Origin of the sequence: Pseudomonas sp. LG1D9 (assembly GCF_002949995.1) — a bacterium.
Taxonomy (GTDB): Bacteria; Pseudomonadota; Gammaproteobacteria; order Pseudomonadales; family Pseudomonadaceae; genus Aquipseudomonas; species Aquipseudomonas proteolytica.
Window position 1 is genome coordinate 1,559,660 of record NZ_CP026881.1, and the last position, 15,372, is coordinate 1,575,031.

The 15,372-nt window shown below is 59.6% G+C and carries 20 protein-coding genes; 10 read left to right on the plus strand and 10 right to left on the minus strand.

The window, feature by feature from the left end:
• Nucleotides 1-3: 3 nt before the first annotated feature.
• The 9 genes from hisD to C5F71_RS07520 all read right to left on the minus strand — a co-directional run bounded on the left by hisD (nucleotide 4) and on the right by C5F71_RS07520 (nucleotide 7,007).
• Nucleotides 4-1,320, minus strand: a complete 1,317-nt coding sequence (gene hisD / locus C5F71_RS07480) for a histidinol dehydrogenase (protein WP_029291757.1) — start codon at nucleotides 1,318-1,320, stop codon at nucleotides 4-6.
• 127 nt (nucleotides 1,321-1,447) lie between these two features.
• Nucleotides 1,448-2,083 carry an ATP phosphoribosyltransferase gene (gene hisG, locus C5F71_RS07485; protein ID WP_003188599.1) on the minus strand — a complete coding sequence of 212 codons (636 nt, stop codon included), beginning with the start codon at nucleotides 2,081-2,083 and terminating at the stop codon, nucleotides 1,448-1,450.
• A gap of 240 nt (nucleotides 2,084-2,323) precedes the next feature.
• Nucleotides 2,324-3,589 carry a UDP-N-acetylglucosamine 1-carboxyvinyltransferase gene (gene murA, locus C5F71_RS07490; RefSeq protein WP_029291769.1) on the minus strand — a complete coding sequence of 422 codons (1,266 nt, stop codon included), beginning with the start codon at nucleotides 3,587-3,589 and terminating at the stop codon, nucleotides 2,324-2,326.
• A gap of 23 nt (nucleotides 3,590-3,612) precedes the next feature.
• Entirely contained in the window at nucleotides 3,613-3,852 is a 240-nt protein-coding gene (locus C5F71_RS07495) for a BolA family protein (protein ID WP_010567702.1), read from the minus strand.
• A 114-nt stretch (nucleotides 3,853-3,966) separates the two neighbouring features.
• Nucleotides 3,967-4,272 (minus strand): lipid asymmetry maintenance protein MlaB, encoded by a 306-nt coding sequence (locus C5F71_RS07500; RefSeq protein WP_029291773.1) that lies wholly within the window; start codon nucleotides 4,270-4,272, stop codon nucleotides 3,967-3,969.
• Nucleotides 4,269-4,922: a phospholipid-binding protein MlaC gene (locus tag C5F71_RS07505; RefSeq protein ID WP_104910900.1), complete on the minus strand. Its 654-nt coding sequence runs from the start codon at nucleotides 4,920-4,922 to the stop codon at nucleotides 4,269-4,271. The genes C5F71_RS07500 and C5F71_RS07505 overlap by 4 nt, the downstream gene beginning before the upstream one ends.
• Before the next feature lie 11 nt (nucleotides 4,923-4,933).
• Nucleotides 4,934-5,401, minus strand: a complete 468-nt coding sequence (gene mlaD, locus C5F71_RS07510) for an outer membrane lipid asymmetry maintenance protein MlaD (RefSeq protein WP_029291777.1) — start codon at nucleotides 5,399-5,401, stop codon at nucleotides 4,934-4,936.
• Entirely contained in the window at nucleotides 5,401-6,198 is a 798-nt protein-coding gene (gene mlaE, locus C5F71_RS07515; RefSeq protein WP_029291779.1) for a lipid asymmetry maintenance ABC transporter permease subunit MlaE, read from the minus strand. The genes mlaD and mlaE overlap by 1 nt, the downstream gene beginning before the upstream one ends.
• Complete coding sequence (locus C5F71_RS07520; protein ID WP_029291781.1) at nucleotides 6,198-7,007, minus strand: ATP-binding cassette domain-containing protein; 810 nt, start codon at nucleotides 7,005-7,007, stop codon at nucleotides 6,198-6,200. Before C5F71_RS07520 ends, mlaE begins: the two co-directional genes overlap by 1 nt.
• 287 nt (nucleotides 7,008-7,294) lie before the next feature.
• Here C5F71_RS07520 and C5F71_RS07525 point away from each other — a divergent pair, with 287 nt between their 5' ends.
• The 10 genes from C5F71_RS07525 (at nucleotide 7,295) to C5F71_RS07570 (ending at nucleotide 14,305) form a co-directional block, all read left to right on the plus strand.
• Complete coding sequence (locus C5F71_RS07525; RefSeq protein ID WP_104910901.1) at nucleotides 7,295-8,269, plus strand: KpsF/GutQ family sugar-phosphate isomerase; 975 nt, start codon at nucleotides 7,295-7,297, stop codon at nucleotides 8,267-8,269.
• Nucleotides 8,270-8,794 (plus strand): HAD family hydrolase, encoded by a 525-nt coding sequence (locus tag C5F71_RS07530; protein ID WP_029291786.1) that lies wholly within the window; start codon nucleotides 8,270-8,272, stop codon nucleotides 8,792-8,794. It abuts the gene before it with no gap.
• 8 nt (nucleotides 8,795-8,802) lie between these two features.
• The gene (gene lptC / locus C5F71_RS07535; protein WP_029291788.1) at nucleotides 8,803-9,375 is read left to right on the plus strand and encodes an LPS export ABC transporter periplasmic protein LptC; all 573 of its coding nucleotides are present in this window, start codon (nucleotides 8,803-8,805) and stop codon (nucleotides 9,373-9,375) included.
• Entirely contained in the window at nucleotides 9,362-9,895 is a 534-nt protein-coding gene (gene lptA, locus C5F71_RS07540; protein ID WP_029291790.1) for a lipopolysaccharide transport periplasmic protein LptA, read from the plus strand. Before lptC ends, lptA begins: the two co-directional genes overlap by 14 nt.
• Nucleotides 9,895-10,620 (plus strand): LPS export ABC transporter ATP-binding protein, encoded by a 726-nt coding sequence (gene lptB, locus C5F71_RS07545; RefSeq protein WP_029291791.1) that lies wholly within the window; start codon nucleotides 9,895-9,897, stop codon nucleotides 10,618-10,620. Before lptA ends, lptB begins: the two co-directional genes overlap by 1 nt.
• A 184-nt stretch (nucleotides 10,621-10,804) precedes the next feature.
• Nucleotides 10,805-12,298, plus strand: coding sequence for an RNA polymerase factor sigma-54 (locus C5F71_RS07550; RefSeq protein WP_029291792.1), 1,494 nt, complete (start codon nucleotides 10,805-10,807; stop codon nucleotides 12,296-12,298).
• Between the two features lie 75 nt (nucleotides 12,299-12,373).
• Nucleotides 12,374-12,679, plus strand: coding sequence for a ribosome hibernation-promoting factor, HPF/YfiA family (gene hpf / locus C5F71_RS07555; protein WP_029291794.1), 306 nt, complete (start codon nucleotides 12,374-12,376; stop codon nucleotides 12,677-12,679).
• Nucleotides 12,680-12,691: 12 nt separating this feature from the next.
• A complete protein-coding gene (ptsN, locus tag C5F71_RS07560; RefSeq protein WP_029291796.1) occupies nucleotides 12,692-13,156 on the plus strand; it encodes a PTS IIA-like nitrogen regulatory protein PtsN in 465 nt (154 codons plus the stop codon).
• A 2-nt stretch (nucleotides 13,157-13,158) separates the two neighbouring features.
• Nucleotides 13,159-14,016 (plus strand): RNase adapter RapZ, encoded by an 858-nt coding sequence (rapZ, locus tag C5F71_RS07565; protein ID WP_092238260.1) that lies wholly within the window; start codon nucleotides 13,159-13,161, stop codon nucleotides 14,014-14,016.
• A 16-nt stretch (nucleotides 14,017-14,032) separates the two neighbouring features.
• Nucleotides 14,033-14,305, plus strand: coding sequence for an HPr family phosphocarrier protein (locus C5F71_RS07570; RefSeq protein ID WP_057438107.1), 273 nt, complete (start codon nucleotides 14,033-14,035; stop codon nucleotides 14,303-14,305).
• A 145-nt stretch (nucleotides 14,306-14,450) separates the two neighbouring features.
• Here C5F71_RS07570 and C5F71_RS07575 read toward each other — a convergent pair whose 3' ends face one another.
• Nucleotides 14,451-15,344 (minus strand): ZIP family metal transporter, encoded by an 894-nt coding sequence (locus C5F71_RS07575; RefSeq protein WP_029291803.1) that lies wholly within the window; start codon nucleotides 15,342-15,344, stop codon nucleotides 14,451-14,453.
• Nucleotides 15,345-15,372: the final 28 nt, after the last annotated feature.

A 15,372-nucleotide genomic window follows, 5' to 3' on the forward strand; every position in this document is an offset into this window, starting at 1 on the left:
GCCTTACTCTCCCTTGACGATGCGGTATTCGGCGCTACGGGCGTGTGCGCTCAACGATTCGCCACGGGCCAGCACCGAGGCAGTCTTGCCCAGCTCGGAAGCGCCCTGGGGCGAGCAGAAGATGATCGACGAGCGCTTCTGGAAGTCGTAAACCCCCAGCGGCGACGAGAAACGCGCGGTACCCGACGTTGGCAATACGTGGTTGGGACCCGCGCAGTAGTCACCCAGGGCCTCACTGGTGTGGCGGCCCATGAAGATCGCCCCGGCGTGGCGAATCGACGGCAGCCAGGCTTGTGGGTCGGCCACGGACAGCTCCAAGTGCTCGGGAGCGATGCGGTTGGCCACTTCGATGGCCTGCTCCATGTCCTGCACCAGGATCAGCGCGCCACGGCCATTGATCGACTTCTCGATAATCTCGGCACGTTCCATGGTCGGCAGCAGTTTATTGATGCTGGCCGCCACCTTGTCGAGGAACTCGGCGTCGGGGCTGACCAGGATCGCCTGGGCGTCTTCGTCGTGTTCGGCCTGGGAGAACAGGTCCATGGCGATCCAGTCCGGGTCGGTCTGGCCGTCGCACACCACGAGGATTTCCGACGGGCCGGCAATCATGTCGATACCGACCTGGCCAAACACGTGGCGTTTGGCGGTGGCCACGTAGATATTGCCGGGGCCGACCACCTTGTCCACCTTCGGCACACTTTCGGTGCCGTAGGCCAACGCGGCGACTGCCTGGGCACCGCCGATGGTGAACACACGATCAACCCCGGCAATGCAGGCCGCGGCCAGCACCAGCTCGTTGATTTCACCGCGCGGGGTCGGGACCACCATGACCACTTCTGTCACGCCGGCAACCTTGGCGGGGATGGCATTCATCAAGACCGATGACGGATAAGAAGCCTTGCCACCCGGCACGTACAGGCCGGCGCGGTCCAGGGGCGTGACTTTCTGCCCCAGCACCGTGCCATCAGCCTCGGTGTAACTCCAGGAATCCTGCTTCTGTTTTTCGTGGTAGCTGCGCACCCGCGCTGCCGCGACTTCCAGGGCTTCACGCTGGGGCGCAGTGATGCGCGTCAGGGCCAGCTCCAGGCGTTCGCGGGGCAGGATCAGGTCGGCCATGGACTTGACGTCCAGGCCGTCGAACTGCCGGGTAAAGTCCACCAGCGCCGCATCGCCGCGCTCGCGCACAGCCTTGATGATGTCGAGAACCCGCTGGTTGACCGAGTCGTCGGACACACTTTCCCAGCTCAGCAGATGATCCAGATGATGGGCGAAATCCGGGTCGGCAGCGTTGAGTCGGGCAATTGCAGTGGACGTGGTCATAGCGAGGGCCTCAATAGAATTGGCAAAAACTCAGGCGCCCTAAACTAGCAGTCGTTTCCGCTTGGGCACCCGAGAATTCTGGCTATGAGGCGGATAGACGGGCGCGACCTAAGGCTGCGCAGGTGAGTCAACCGCGGTGTCGAGACTCCACTGCCTTGCGCAGGGTGTCGATCAACGCCTGGATACGGGCGTGCTGCATTTTCATCGAAGCTTTGTTGACGATCAGGCGGGAGCTGATGTCGGCGATAAAGTCCTGGGGTTCCAGGCCATTGGCACGCAGGGTGTTGCCGGTGTCGACCACGTCGATGATCTTGTCGGCCAGGCCAATCAGCGGCGCCAGCTCCATCGAGCCGTAGAGCTTGATGATATCGACCTGACGGCCTTGCTCGGCGTAATAACGCTTGGCAACGTTGACGAACTTGGTGGCTACCCGCAGGCGGCCCTTGGGCTCGACGTCACCGACACGGCCGGCGGTCATCAGCTTGCACAGGGCAATACGCAGGTCCAGCGGCTCGTACAGGCCCTGGCCACCGTATTCCATCAGCACGTCCTTACCGGCGACACCGAGGTCGGCGGCGCCATGTTCAACATAGGTCGGCACGTCGGTAGCCCGCACGATCAACAGGCGAACGTCGTCCTGGGTCGTGGGGATGATCAGCTTGCGGCTCTTGTCCGGATTCTCGGTCGGCACGATGCCCGCTTCAGCCAGAAGCGGCAATGTATCGTCAAGGATGCGGCCCTTGGACAGTGCGATGGTCAACATGGGAAACGTCAGTCCTTCATCAGGCTATTGCTGTCCGGTCGCAAACGGCGCCAGACACAGATCGAGGCCATGACAGCCTCGATTTGAAACAAATCTGCTAACAGCATACATCGTCCTGTGGCGAGGGAGCTTGCTCCCGCTGGACTGCGCAGCAGTCCCGGCCTTAAAGAGCAGGGCCGCTTCGCGCCCCAGCGGGAGCAAGCTCCCTCGCCACAATGACGGTGTTGACAGCCCCGAGGACTAGCCCGGTACGCGGCGGATTTTTGCGCCGAGCATCTGCAGTTTTTCTTCGATGCACTCGTAGCCACGGTCTATGTGGTAGATGCGATCGATCAGGGTGTCGCCGTCAGCGCACAGCGCCGAGATCACCAGGCTGGCCGAAGCCCGCAGGTCGGTGGCCATTACTGGCGCGCCCTTGAGCTGCTCGATACCGGTAACGATGGCAGTGTTGCCTTCGACCTGGATCTTGGCGCCCATGCGATGCAATTCATACACGTGCATGAAGCGGTTTTCGAAAATGGTCTCGATCACCGCACCGGTGCCTTCGGCAATCGCGTTCAAGGAGATGAACTGCGCCTGCATGTCGGTCGGGAAGGCCGGGTACGGAGCGGTACGCACGTTGACGGCTTTAGGCCGCTTGCCGTGCATGTTCAGCTCGATCCAGTCTTCGCCGGTGGTGATTTCGGCACCCGCTTCGCGCAGCTTTTCCAGGACCGCTTCAAGGATGGTCGGATCGGTGTCCTTGACCTTGACGCGACCACCGGTGACGGCAGCAGCAACCAGGTAGGTACCGGTCTCGATACGGTCCGGCATCACTTTGTAGGTCGCCGAGTGCAGGCGCTTCACACCGTCGATGGTGATGGTGTCGGTGCCGGCGCCGGTGATGTTGGCACCCATGGCGATCAGGAAGTTGGCCAGGTCGACCACTTCCGGCTCACGCGCGGCGTTCTGCAGGACACTACGGCCATTGGCCAGGGCCGCAGCCATCATGATGTTCTCGGTACCGGTCACGCTGACGGTATCAAAGAAGAAGTTGGCGCCACGCAGGCCGCCTTCCGGCGCCTTGGCCTTGATGTAGCCGCCTTCGACGTCGATGGTCGCGCCCATGGCCTCCAGGCCACGGATGTGCAGGTCGACCGGACGCGAGCCGATGGCGCAACCGCCAGGCAGTGCCACTTCGGCTTCGCCGAAACGGGCAACCATCGGGCCCAGTACCAGGATCGAGGCACGCATGGTTTTCACCAATTCGTACGGTGCGATCAGGGTCTTGATGGTGCGCGGGTCGATTTCGACCGACAGCTTCTCGTCGATCACCGGCTCAATGCCCATGCGACCGAACAGCTCGATCATGGTGGTGATGTCGTGCAGGTGTGGCAGGTTGGCTACGGTAACCGGGCCATCGCACAGCAAGGTAGCGGCCAGGATCGGCAAGGCCGAGTTTTTAGCCCCGGAGATACGGATTTCGCCATCAAGACGGGCACCGCCGGTAATAATCAATTTATCCATAAGAATCTCGACGCCTTGGGGGCTCAGGTGCGCTCGGCCCAGGCCGCGCGGCTGAAAAATTTCATAGTGACCGCATGGATGCTGCCATCGGTGATCCACGGGTTCAAATGGGCATAGATCTGCTGCTGACGCTTGACCGGGCTCAATGCCGCCAGTTCATCGCTAATCACGTTCAGCTGGAAATTGCAGCCTTCGCCTTCAACTGCAACCTCAGTATTCGGCAGCTTTCCTTCAAGGAAGCTTTTAACTTCTAGGGCCTGCATGCTCAACCTCTATCGGCGCCCAGTGCGCGCGGGTCGCACATCATACAAAAAAGCCCCGCGCCTGCGAACCCCGCATAGCAGGACTCTGACGGGGGGCTTCTTCAATAATGTGTATTAAGGATGCGCCAACAGCTCGGTCAAACCGCTAACCTGGGCAATTTCACGCATATCCTCGGGTAATGCGCGAATACTGACAGGTTTATTGACCGCTGCGGCGTCACGTAGGAAACACAGGAGCAATGACAAGCCAACACTGCTGGACTTCACCACCGCCGAGCAATCGATAACCAATGCCTGCGCGGTGCTGGCATTGATCAACGCCTGGCCCTGCTTGCGCAGGGCCGGCCCGGTGCTGTAGTCGAGCACGCCGCTGAGGAGCAGCTCGCCGGCCTGGCCTTGACGAACAGCCGACTCGGTCATGGGGCCTGCTTCTCTGCGGCTTCTTCGGTCACTTCCTTGGCCTTGGCCACTTCGCCAGCCCAACCATTGATGGTCTTGTCCAGGTCGTTGCCATTGCGCTGCATGGCATCGGCGAACTGGTCACGGAACAGCTTGCCAATGTTGATGCCATTGATGATCACGTTGCGCACTTTCCACTCACCGTTGATTTTCTCAAGGGTGTAGGAAACCGGATAGATCGAGCCATTGTTGCCCTTGACCTGCATATCCACGCTGGTGCGGTTGCCGGACTCATCCTTGGCCGGGGAAACGACGATACCCTGGTTGTTGTATTCCAGCAGGGCGTTGCCGTAGAACTGCATCAGGCTGCGCTTGAAGTTTTCCTGGAAGCGCTGCATCTGCTCAGGCGTAGCCTTGCGCGAGTACTTGACGGTCATGATGCTGCGGGAGATGCCATCTGCGTCGACCACCGGCCCCACAATCCCGTTGAGGGCATCGTAGAACGCGCTTGGGCTCTGCTTGTACTGTTCCTTGTTTGCCGCAAGGTCAGCCAGCAACTCCTTGGTGGTTCTATCAATAATGTCGTGCGCCGACGGCGCCGCCACGGCGTTAGCCATCAATGGCAAGGCTGCCAACAGCACCAACAGGCCACGTCGCAAGGTAGAGATCATGAACAAACTCCTCATTTGGCGTCTTTACTAACCGTATTAAGCAGGAATTTACCGATCAGGTCCTCCAATACCAGCGACGACTGTGTGTCATGAATGGTCGAACCATCCTTGAGCAAGGCTTCTTCCCCGCCCACGCTGATACCGATGTACTTTTCGCCCAGCAGACCCGCCGTGAGGATAGACGCCGTGGAGTCAGTCGGCAGGTTATCTACCTTCTTGTCCAGTTGCAGGGTCACTCGGCCGGTGAAGCTGTCGCGGTCCAGATCGATTGCCGTGACCTTGCCGATGGTCACACCGGCCATGGTCACTTTAGCTCTGACCGTCAAACCGGCGATATTGTCGAAGTAGGCGTAAAGTTTATAGGTATCGGCGGCCGGGCTGGCCGACAAGCCGCTGACTCGCAGGGCGAGCAACAGTAAAGCCAGGATGCCAGCCAGCAAGAAAAGGCCGACACCGATTTCCACAGTGCGGTTTTGCATCAGAAATCTCCAAACATCAAGGCGGTCAAAATGAAGTCAAGGCCCAGTACCGCCAGCGAGGCGTACACAACGGTCTTGGTGGTGGCTCGACTGATCCCTTCTGAAGTGGGCTCACAGTCATAGCCTTGGAATACGGCGATCCAAGTCACGACAAAGGCGAAGACGATGCTCTTGATAATGCCATTGAGCACGTCACCGCTGAAGGTCACGCTGTTTTGCATATTGGCCCAGTAGGAGCCGTCGTAGACCCCCAGCCAGTCCACCGCCACCCAGGAACCGCCCCAGATCCCGACCACGCTGAAAATCATCGCCAGCAGTGGCAAGGAGATGAAGCCGGCCCACAGGCGCGGGGCAACAATGTACTTGAGCGGGTCCACGCCGATCATTTCCAGGCTGGACAGCTGCTCGGTGGCCTTCATATTACCGATCTCGGCGGTCAAGGCAGAACCGGCGCGCCCGGCAAACAGCAATGCCGTGACTACCGGCCCCAGTTCACGCAGTAGCGTCAGCGCAACCATCTGCCCCACCGCCTGCTCTGAACCGTAGCTGGACAGGATATTGAACCCCTGCAACGCCAGTACCATGCCGATGAACACCCCGGAGACCACGATGATCACCAGGGACATCACGCCAACCGAATGCAACTGCTTGAGCAGCAAGCCAAAACCGCCGCCGATGCCGCCGCGGCCAAGCAAGGCGTGAAACAGGAAAATCGTCGAACGCCCGAGCACTTCGACGATGTCGATGCCCGAGCGACCGAAAAGGCGAACCTTCTCGATTAAAGATGTCTTGCGCATCAGCGCTTCCCCAGAAGATCTGAGCGGTAGTCCGCTGCCGGAAAATGAAAAGGCACCGGGCCATCAGGATCGCCGGTCATGAATTGGCGGATGCGCGGGTTATCAGCATTCATCAGCTCTTCAGGCGTGCCCTGCCCCAATACCTGGCCATCGCCGACGACATAGAGATAGTCGGCGATGCTCGCGGTTTCGGCCAGGTCATGGGAAACCACGATGCTGGTGATGCCCAGCGCATCGTTGAGCAGGCGAATCAGGCGCACCAGTACGCCCATGGCGATAGGGTCCTGACCGACAAACGGCTCGTCATACATCAGGATCTGCGGGTCGAGAGCAATCGCCCGTGCCAGGGCTACACGTCGTTTCATACCGCCGGAAAGCTCGTCAGGCATCAAGTCGATGGCACCGCGAAGCCCTACGGCCTGCAGTTTCAACAGCACGATGTCACGAATCATTTCTTCGGACAGCTGGGTATGCACCCGCAGCGGGAACGCGACGTTTTCGAAAACATCAAGATCGGTGAACAGAGCACCGCTCTGGAACAGCACTCCCATGTGCTTGCGCGCATCGAACAGGTCGCTGCGCGACAGGGTCGGCAGGTTCTGGCCATTGACCCAGACTTCGCCGGCAGTGGGACGCAGCTGCATGCCCATCAGGCGCAGCAGGGTCGTCTTGCCGCAACCGGACGGCCCCATGATGCCCGTCACCTTGCCGCGGGGAATGCGAATATCGACATTATTGAAGATGCTGCGCGTACCGCGCTTGAAGGAAAGGCCCTTCAGCTCGACCGCGTAGGCGTTATCGGCACTCATCTAAACTCCTTGGGATGCAGCTTCTCACTCAGACACCACGTTTGGGACAACTGCTTGCGACAGTTAGACACATGTGAGCTGCGCGGACCGAACTGGCGGCGAACTATATCACTGCTGACATAAAGCGCCCAAGGCCGCAGCAGCGCTTGTTCAGAAACATGACAGGTAAACGCGTATTTGAGAGTGTTCTCACATCCGAGGCGAACAAACCCTGACGAACTTGCGTGAGGGAATTGTTCATTACCGCTATAATCGCCGACTTTTCGTCAGGCTATACGATTTCAGACATGAGCCAATCCAGCGACCTTATTCAATCCGCACAACGCACCATCCGCCTCGAGCTTGAAGCCGTAGAAGGCTTGCTGGCCCATATCGACGCAGATTTCGTACGCGCCTGCGAGATGATCCTGGCCAGCAAAGGCCGGGTTGTCGTGGTCGGCATGGGCAAGTCTGGCCATGTCGGCAACAAGATTGCCGCCACCCTGGCCAGCACCGGCACCACGGCGTTTTTCGTGCACCCGGCCGAAGCCAGCCATGGCGACATGGGCATGATTACCCGTGATGACGTGATTGTGGCCCTGTCCAACTCCGGCACCACCAACGAAATCGTGACCCTGCTGCCGCTGATCAAACGCCTGGGCATCAAGCTGATCAGCATGACCGGCAACCCGGACTCGACGCTGGCCAAGGCCGCCGAAGTGAACCTGAACGTGCATGTGGCGCACGAGGCCTGCCCGCTCAACCTGGCACCGACCTCTTCCACTACCGCCGCCCTGGTCATGGGCGACGCGCTGGCCGTGGCCCTGCTGGAAGCCCGCGGCTTTACCGCCGAAGACTTCGCCTTTTCCCACCCAGGTGGCGCCCTTGGCCGTCGCCTGTTGCTGAAAGTGGAAAATGTGATGCATGCCGGGGCCGAACTGCCCCAGGTACAGCGCGGCACCCTGCTCAAGGACGCGCTGATGGAAATGACCCGCAAGGGCCTGGGCATGACCGTGATTCTGGAGGCCGACGGCCGCCTGGCCGGGGTCTTCACCGACGGCGACCTGCGCCGCACCCTGGATCGCGCCATTGATATCCATACCGCGACCATCGATCAAGTCATGACCCCTCATGGCAAGACCGCCCGCGCCGAAATGCTCGCCGCCGAAGCCCTGAAGATCATGGAAGACCATAAAATCGGCGCCCTGGTGGTGGTCGACGATGCCGATCATCCGATTGGCGCCCTGAATATGCACGATTTGCTGCGCGCAGGAGTGATGTAAATGAACACCGACCTGTTGCAACGGGGCAAGGCCATCAAGCTGGCGATTTTCGACGTCGATGGCGTACTGACTGACGGCCGCCTGTACTTCCTCGAAGATGGCAGCGAATTCAAGACGTTCAATACGCTGGACGGCCAGGGCATCAAGATGCTGATGGCCTCTGGCGTGCAGACTGCGATTATCAGTGGTCGCAAGACCCCGGTCGTGGAACGCCGCGCACAAAACCTGGGGATTCCTTACCTCTACCAGGGCCGCGAGGATAAACTGGTGGTTCTGGATGAGCTTCTTGGCAAACTCAACCTAAGCTATGAGCAAGTCGCCTATCTGGGCGATGACTTGCCTGACCTGCCGGTGATCCGGCGCGTGGGCCTGGGCATGGCCGTGGCCAATGCCGCATCGTTTGTTCGCGAACACGCCCACGGCATTACCCAGGCCCGTGGCGGCGAAGGTGCCGCCCGCGAGTTCTGCGAGCTGATCCTGCGCGCCCAGGGCAGCCTTGAAGCGGCCCACGCCGCCTACCTATAGAGCCTTCTATGCTGAGCAAAAAGATTCGCAACTTCCTGATATTCGGAGCCATTGCCGCACTGTTCCTCGCGGTGGGCTACTGGAATATCAGCCCGGAGCGCTTCCTCGATCAGCCTGTCGTGCAGGCCGACCAGGGCGCCATCGACTATTACGCCACCAACGCCTACAGCGTGCAGTTCCTGCCTGACGGCAAGGTGCAGTACGAAATGACGTCGGACAAGGTCGAACACTTGAAGGCTTCAGAGGTCACATTGCTGACCAATCCGGACCTGAATCTGTATCGCGGCACCGAATTCCCGTGGCACGTCACCAGCAAGCGTGGCGAGGTCAACCCGGACGGTACCGAAGTGGAACTGATCGACTCGGTGCGCGTTGCGCGTACTGACGCCCAGAACCGCGACACCATCATTACCAGCAGTCGCATGACCGTATTCCCACAGAAGCAATATGCGCAGACCGAGCAAGACGTTAGAATCGACGGCGCTGGCGGTGTATCGACTGGCAAGGGAATGAAAGCGTATTTGAAAGAAAGCAGGATACACCTGCTATCGAACGTAAGAGGACAGTATGAGGCTCGTTAAAACCCTCCCTATTTTGCTCGGTCTGGGCGCAGCACTGGGAAGCGTGAGCGCCTGGGCTCTGCCGAACGATAGCCAGCAACCGATCCATATTCAGGCTGACGATGCGCAACTGGATGACAAGCAAGGTATCGCGACCTACAAGGGCGACGTAATCATCACTCAAGGTTCGATGAAGATTACCGGCAATACCGTCACCCTGACCCGCACCCCGGCCGGCGACATCGACGTCGTGACCTCGGTGGGCAACCTTGCCTATTTCGAACAGAAGCAAAACGCCGCCGATCCAGGCCCGATCAAAGGCTACGGCGTAACCATCCAGTACCACGCGCCGCAGAACCGCATCGTACTGACTGACCGCGCCAAAGTGATCAGCAGCGACGGCAACTCGACCGAAGGCGAGAAAATCGTCTACGACACCGTCAAGCAGGTCGCCACTGCTGGCCGCGCCAATGGCACCAAGGTCACCGCGCCACGTCCGCGCATTGACATGGTTATCCAGCCGAAGAAGAAGGCCCAGTAATGGCAACCCTGAAAGCCCAGCATCTGGCCAAGGCCTATAAAAGCCGTCAGGTCGTGCGCGACGTCAGCCTGTCGATCGACAGCGGCCAGATCGTCGGCCTGCTTGGCCCCAACGGTGCCGGCAAGACCACCTGTTTCTACATGATTGTCGGCCTGGTCCAGGCAGACCAGGGCCGTGTATTGATCGATGACCTGGACGTGAGCCACCAGCCAATGCACGGTCGTGCACGGGCCGGTATCGGCTATCTCCCCCAGGAGGCGTCGATCTTCCGCAAACTGTCAGTGTCCGACAACATCATGGCGATCCTTGAGACCCGCAAGGAACTGGATCGCGATGGGCGCCGCCAAGAGCTGGAAAGCCTGTTGCAGGAGTTCCACATCAACCACATTCGTGACAACCTCGGCATGAGCCTGTCCGGCGGCGAACGTCGTCGCGTGGAAATCGCCCGCGCCCTGGCCACTGCACCGAAGTTCATCCTGCTGGACGAACCCTTCGCCGGTGTCGACCCGATTTCGGTAGGCGACATCAAGCAGATCATCCATCACCTCAAGGCCAAGGGGATCGGCGTGCTGATCACCGACCACAACGTGCGTGAGACCCTGGATATCTGTGAAACCGCCTACATCGTAAACGACGGCCAACTGATTGCCGAAGGCGACTCCGCCACCATCCTGGCCAACGAACTGGTCAAGGAAGTGTATCTGGGGCACGAGTTCCGCCTGTAACCACTGTGATGTCAGGACATTCGCCATCGGGCGCGGGAGTCAATAAAAACCTCATTATTTTTATTGTTACCGCGCTCTAGGCAAAGCCCCCGATATCAGGCATATAATTTGCTTATGTTTGGCGCTCACGCGCCCTGTCGTGGATGGCGCATTGCGCCGGCGAATAAGGTGTTAAGCCCCTGCCATGAAACCATCGCTAGTCCTGAGAATGGGCCAGCAGCTGACGATGACACCGCAGCTGCAACAGGCCATCCGCCTGCTCCAATTGTCGACCCTGGACCTGCAACAGGAAATCCAGGAGGCCCTGGAGTCCAACCCGATGCTCGAACGCCAGGAAGAAGGCGACGACTTCGATAATGCCGACCCACTGGCCGACAACATAGAGCAAAAACCCAATCCCGACGTCCAGGAACCGTCCTACCAGGAAGCCGCCCCCACGGTGGATAACCTGGAAGAAGGCGAATGGAACGAACGCATTCCCAACGAACTGCCCGTGGACACGGCCTGGGAAGATGTCTACCAGACCAGCGCCAGCAGCCTGCCCAGCAACGACGATGACGAGTGGGACTTCACCACCCGCACCTCCGTTGGCGAGAGCCTGCAGAGCCATCTGCTGTGGCAGCTGAACCTTGCCCCGATGTCCGACACCGATCGCCTGATCGCCGTGACCCTGATCGATTGCATCAATAATCAGGGCTACCTGGACGAGACCCTTGAGGAAATCCTCGAGGCCTTCGACCCGGAACTGGACATCGAGCTGGACGAAATCGAAGCGGTGCTGCACCGCATCCAGCAGTTCGAGCCTGCCGGCATTGGCGCGCGCAATCTCAGCGAGTGCCTGTTGCTGCAACTGCGCCAGCTACCCGCCAAGACCCCGTGGCTGACCGAGGCCCAACGCCTGGTCACCGACTACATCGACCTGCTGGGCAGCCGCGACTACAGCCAGTTGATGCGCCGCATGAAGCTCAAGGAAGATGACCTGCGCCAGATCATCGAGCTGGTACAGAGCCTCAACCCGCGCCCCGGCTCGCAGATCGAGTCCAGCGAAGCCGAATATGTCGTGCCTGACGTGATCGTGCGCAAGGACAACGAGCGCTGGCTGGTGGAACTGAACCAGGAATCGGTGCCACGCCTGCGGGTCAACCCGCAATACGCCGGGTTCGTGCGCCGGGCCGATACCAGTGCCGACAACACCTTCATGCGCAACCAGTTGCAGGAAGCGCGCTGGTTCATCAAGAGCCTGCAAAGCCGCAACGAGACCCTGATGAAGGTAGCCACCCAGATCGTCGAGCATCAGCGCGGCTTCCTGGAGTACGGCGACGAGGCGATGAAGCCGTTGGTACTGCATGATATTGCCGAAGCCGTTGGCATGCATGAGTCGACCATTTCCCGGGTAACCACCCAGAAATTCATGCATACCCCACGGGGTATATATGAGCTGAAATACTTTTTCTCCAGCCACGTCAGCACCTCCGAAGGCGGCGAATGCTCGTCCACGGCGATCCGCGCGATCATCAAAAAACTGGTTGCCGCGGAAAATCAGAAAAAGCCGTTGAGTGACAGCAAGATCGCTGGTTTACTGGAGGCACAAGGCATTCAGGTCGCCCGTCGAACCGTCGCCAAGTACCGCGAGTCCCTTGGGATCGCGCCTTCCAGCGAGCGTAAGCGGTTGATGTGACGGGCGGGCCACAGCGTTCCAGTGGCGGGTATTCCTACCCGCCGCTTTATGCACTGGCAACGAAGGAGAAGCTGTATGCAAGTCAACATCAGTGGACACCAACTGGAAGTGACCGAACCGCTGCGCGCCTACATCAGCGAGAAACTCAAACGAATTGAGGGGCATTTCGACAAGATCACCAATGTGCAAGTCATCATGTCTGTCGAAAAGCTGAAGCAGAAAATCGAAGCCACCTTGCGTATACCCGGCGGGGAAGTAGTCGCCAATGCAGAGCATGCAGATATGTATGCCGCTATTGACGACCTGACCGACAAGCTGGATCGCCAAATCAAAAAGCATAAGGAAAAGCAGCAGAGCCTTCTTCAAGGCACAGGCCGCTAACACTCCCCACCCATGATTCGACTTGAAACCATCCTGACCCCCGGCCGTTCCCTTGTGAACGCGCCGGGCGGCAGTAAAAAGAAAGCCCTCGAACAGATTGCCAACCTGATCAGCCGCGAAGTGCCTGAACTGGTGATGCAAGACGTGTACGAGGCTCTGATTGCCCGTGAAAAACTCGGCTCGACCGGTTTTGGCAACGGCATCGCTATTCCTCATTGCCGCCTCAAAGGCTGTGAAACTCCGGTAAGCGCCCTGTTACACCTGGACGCCCCCACTGATTTCGACGCCATCGATGGCGCCCCGGTTGACCTGCTGTTTGTCCTGCTGGTCCCGGAGGCCGCTACCGATGCGCACCTGGAACTGCTCAGGCAGATCGCCAGCATGCTCGACCGTGAAGAAGTACGTAAGAAACTGCGTAGCGCCAGCACCAATGAAGCGCTGTATCAGGTTGTCCTGGATGAGCAAAGCGGGCAGTAATCATGCGTTTGATCATCGTCAGCGGGCGTTCCGGCTCAGGTAAAAGTACTGCCCTCAACGTGCTTGAGGACAACGGTTTCTATTGCATCGACAACTTGCCGGCGGGCCTGTTGCCCGAGTTGGCGGAGCGCGCGCTGATCCACACCGAGCTGGCGCAACCGCTGGTGGCGGTGTCGATTGACGCCCGCAACCTGCCCAGCCACCTCACGCGATTCCCGGAATTGCTTGAAGAGGTACGCGCCAAGCATATCCATTGCGACGTGCTGTACCTGGATGCCGACGAAGAAACGCTGCTCAAGCGCTTCTCGGAAACCCGTCGCCGCCACCCGCTGAGTAGCTCGAACCGCTCGCTGGCTGAAGCCATCGAGGACGAGACCAAGCTGTTGGGGCCGATCATTGATTTGGCCGACCTCAAGATCAACACCACCAGCCTGAACCTTTACCAACTGCGTGACGCCATCAAGCTGCGCCTGCTGAACCAGCCGGAGCCCGGCACGGCATTCCTGGTTGAATCCTTTGGTTTCAAGCGGGGCATGCCGATAGACGCCGACCTGGTATTTGACGTGCGCTGCCTGCCCAACCCGTACTGGAAGCCGGAGCTGCGCGATCAGTCAGGCCTGGACCAGCCGGTTGCCGAATACCTGGCGGCTCAACCGGATGTCGAAGAGATGTTCCAGGATATCTCCAGCTATCTGCTCAAGTGGCTACCGCGCTTTGCCGCCAGTAACCGGGCTTATGTCACCATCGCTATCGGCTGTACCGGCGGGCACCACCGCTCCGTCTACCTGACCGAGCGCCTGGGCCAGGTCTTGCAGAAAACCCTCAAGAATGTCCAGGTTCGCCACCGCGACCTTAGCTGAAAGGAACACCTTCGCGATGCCCGCTCTGGAAATTGAAATCATCAACAAACTGGGCTTGCACGCCCGCGCGTCGGCCAAATTTGTCGGGGTTGCGGGCCAGTTTCCTTGCCAGGTCCGGGCCGGGCGTACGCCAGAATCCATGGTCGACGGCAAAAGCATCATGGCGATGATGATGCTGGCTGCCGGCAAAGGCACCACGATTCATCTGAAGACCGAAGGTGAGCAGGAACAGGAAGCGCTGGATGCGCTGGTGAAGTTGATCAACAACTACTTCGATGAAGGCGAATAGCCCTTTGCCCAACATAAATCCCATGTGTACGGGCTGGTGTGGGAGCTGGCTTGCCTGCGATAGCTGTGGATCAGCCAACATTTTTATCGACTAGTACACCGCTATCGCCGGCAAGCCAGCGCCTACATTGGTTTTGCGCTAAAAGTCAGCCCAGCGCTGTATCCATCGCCATCATCAGGCAAAACCCGATGCATAGCCCCAGGCTCGCCAGCTTGTCATGGCCATTGCGCCGCGACTCGGGAATGACCTCATGAGTCACCACCAATAACATCGCCCCAGCCGCCAGGGCCAGGCCCAGGGGCAACAGCATTTCGGCCAGGCTGACCAGCCAGGCACAGAGCACGGCAAACACCGGTTCCACCAGCCCGGATGCAGCGCCGATCAGGAACGCCTTGACCCGCGACATCCCCGCCCCTGCCAGCACCAATGCAATCACCAGCCCCTCGGGCACATCCTGCAACGCGATACCCATGGCCAGGCTATCGGCATCGGGCATACCGCCACCAGCCGAGACACCTACCGCCATGCCTTCGGGAATGTTGTGGGCAATGATGGCAAACACAAATAGCCAGATGCGCGGTGGGATTACCGGTTTGTCAGGCGTGCCGACCAGCATTTCCGGGCTGGCACCGGAGACCTTGCGGTCCACCAGGAACAAACCGAATGCGCCCAGCATGATGCCAAAACTGATCAACCCGCTGGAGGCCCAGGGCGTCAGCCCCAGGTTTTCGGCAGCGGCGATTCCCGGCACGACCAGCGAAAACGCCGTCGCCGCCAGCATCACCCCGGCGCCAAACCCCAGTAATGTGTCGCTGACCGCCAGCGGCATCCGCCGGATCACCAGCACCGGCACCGCACCCAATGCCGTGCCTAGGGCACAGATTGCACCACCTTGCAGGGCGCGCAGGATGCGCGGTTCCAGGTCCAGCCAGGCCAGCCCGTGGGCCACCAGCAATGCAGTTCCCGCCAATAGCAGCAGCGAGCCAAACGCATAGCGGAACATTCGCACGCTGCTGATCGCCAGTGTTTCAGTGCCCATAGTCGGCCTTAGGTCTTGTTATGAGAGG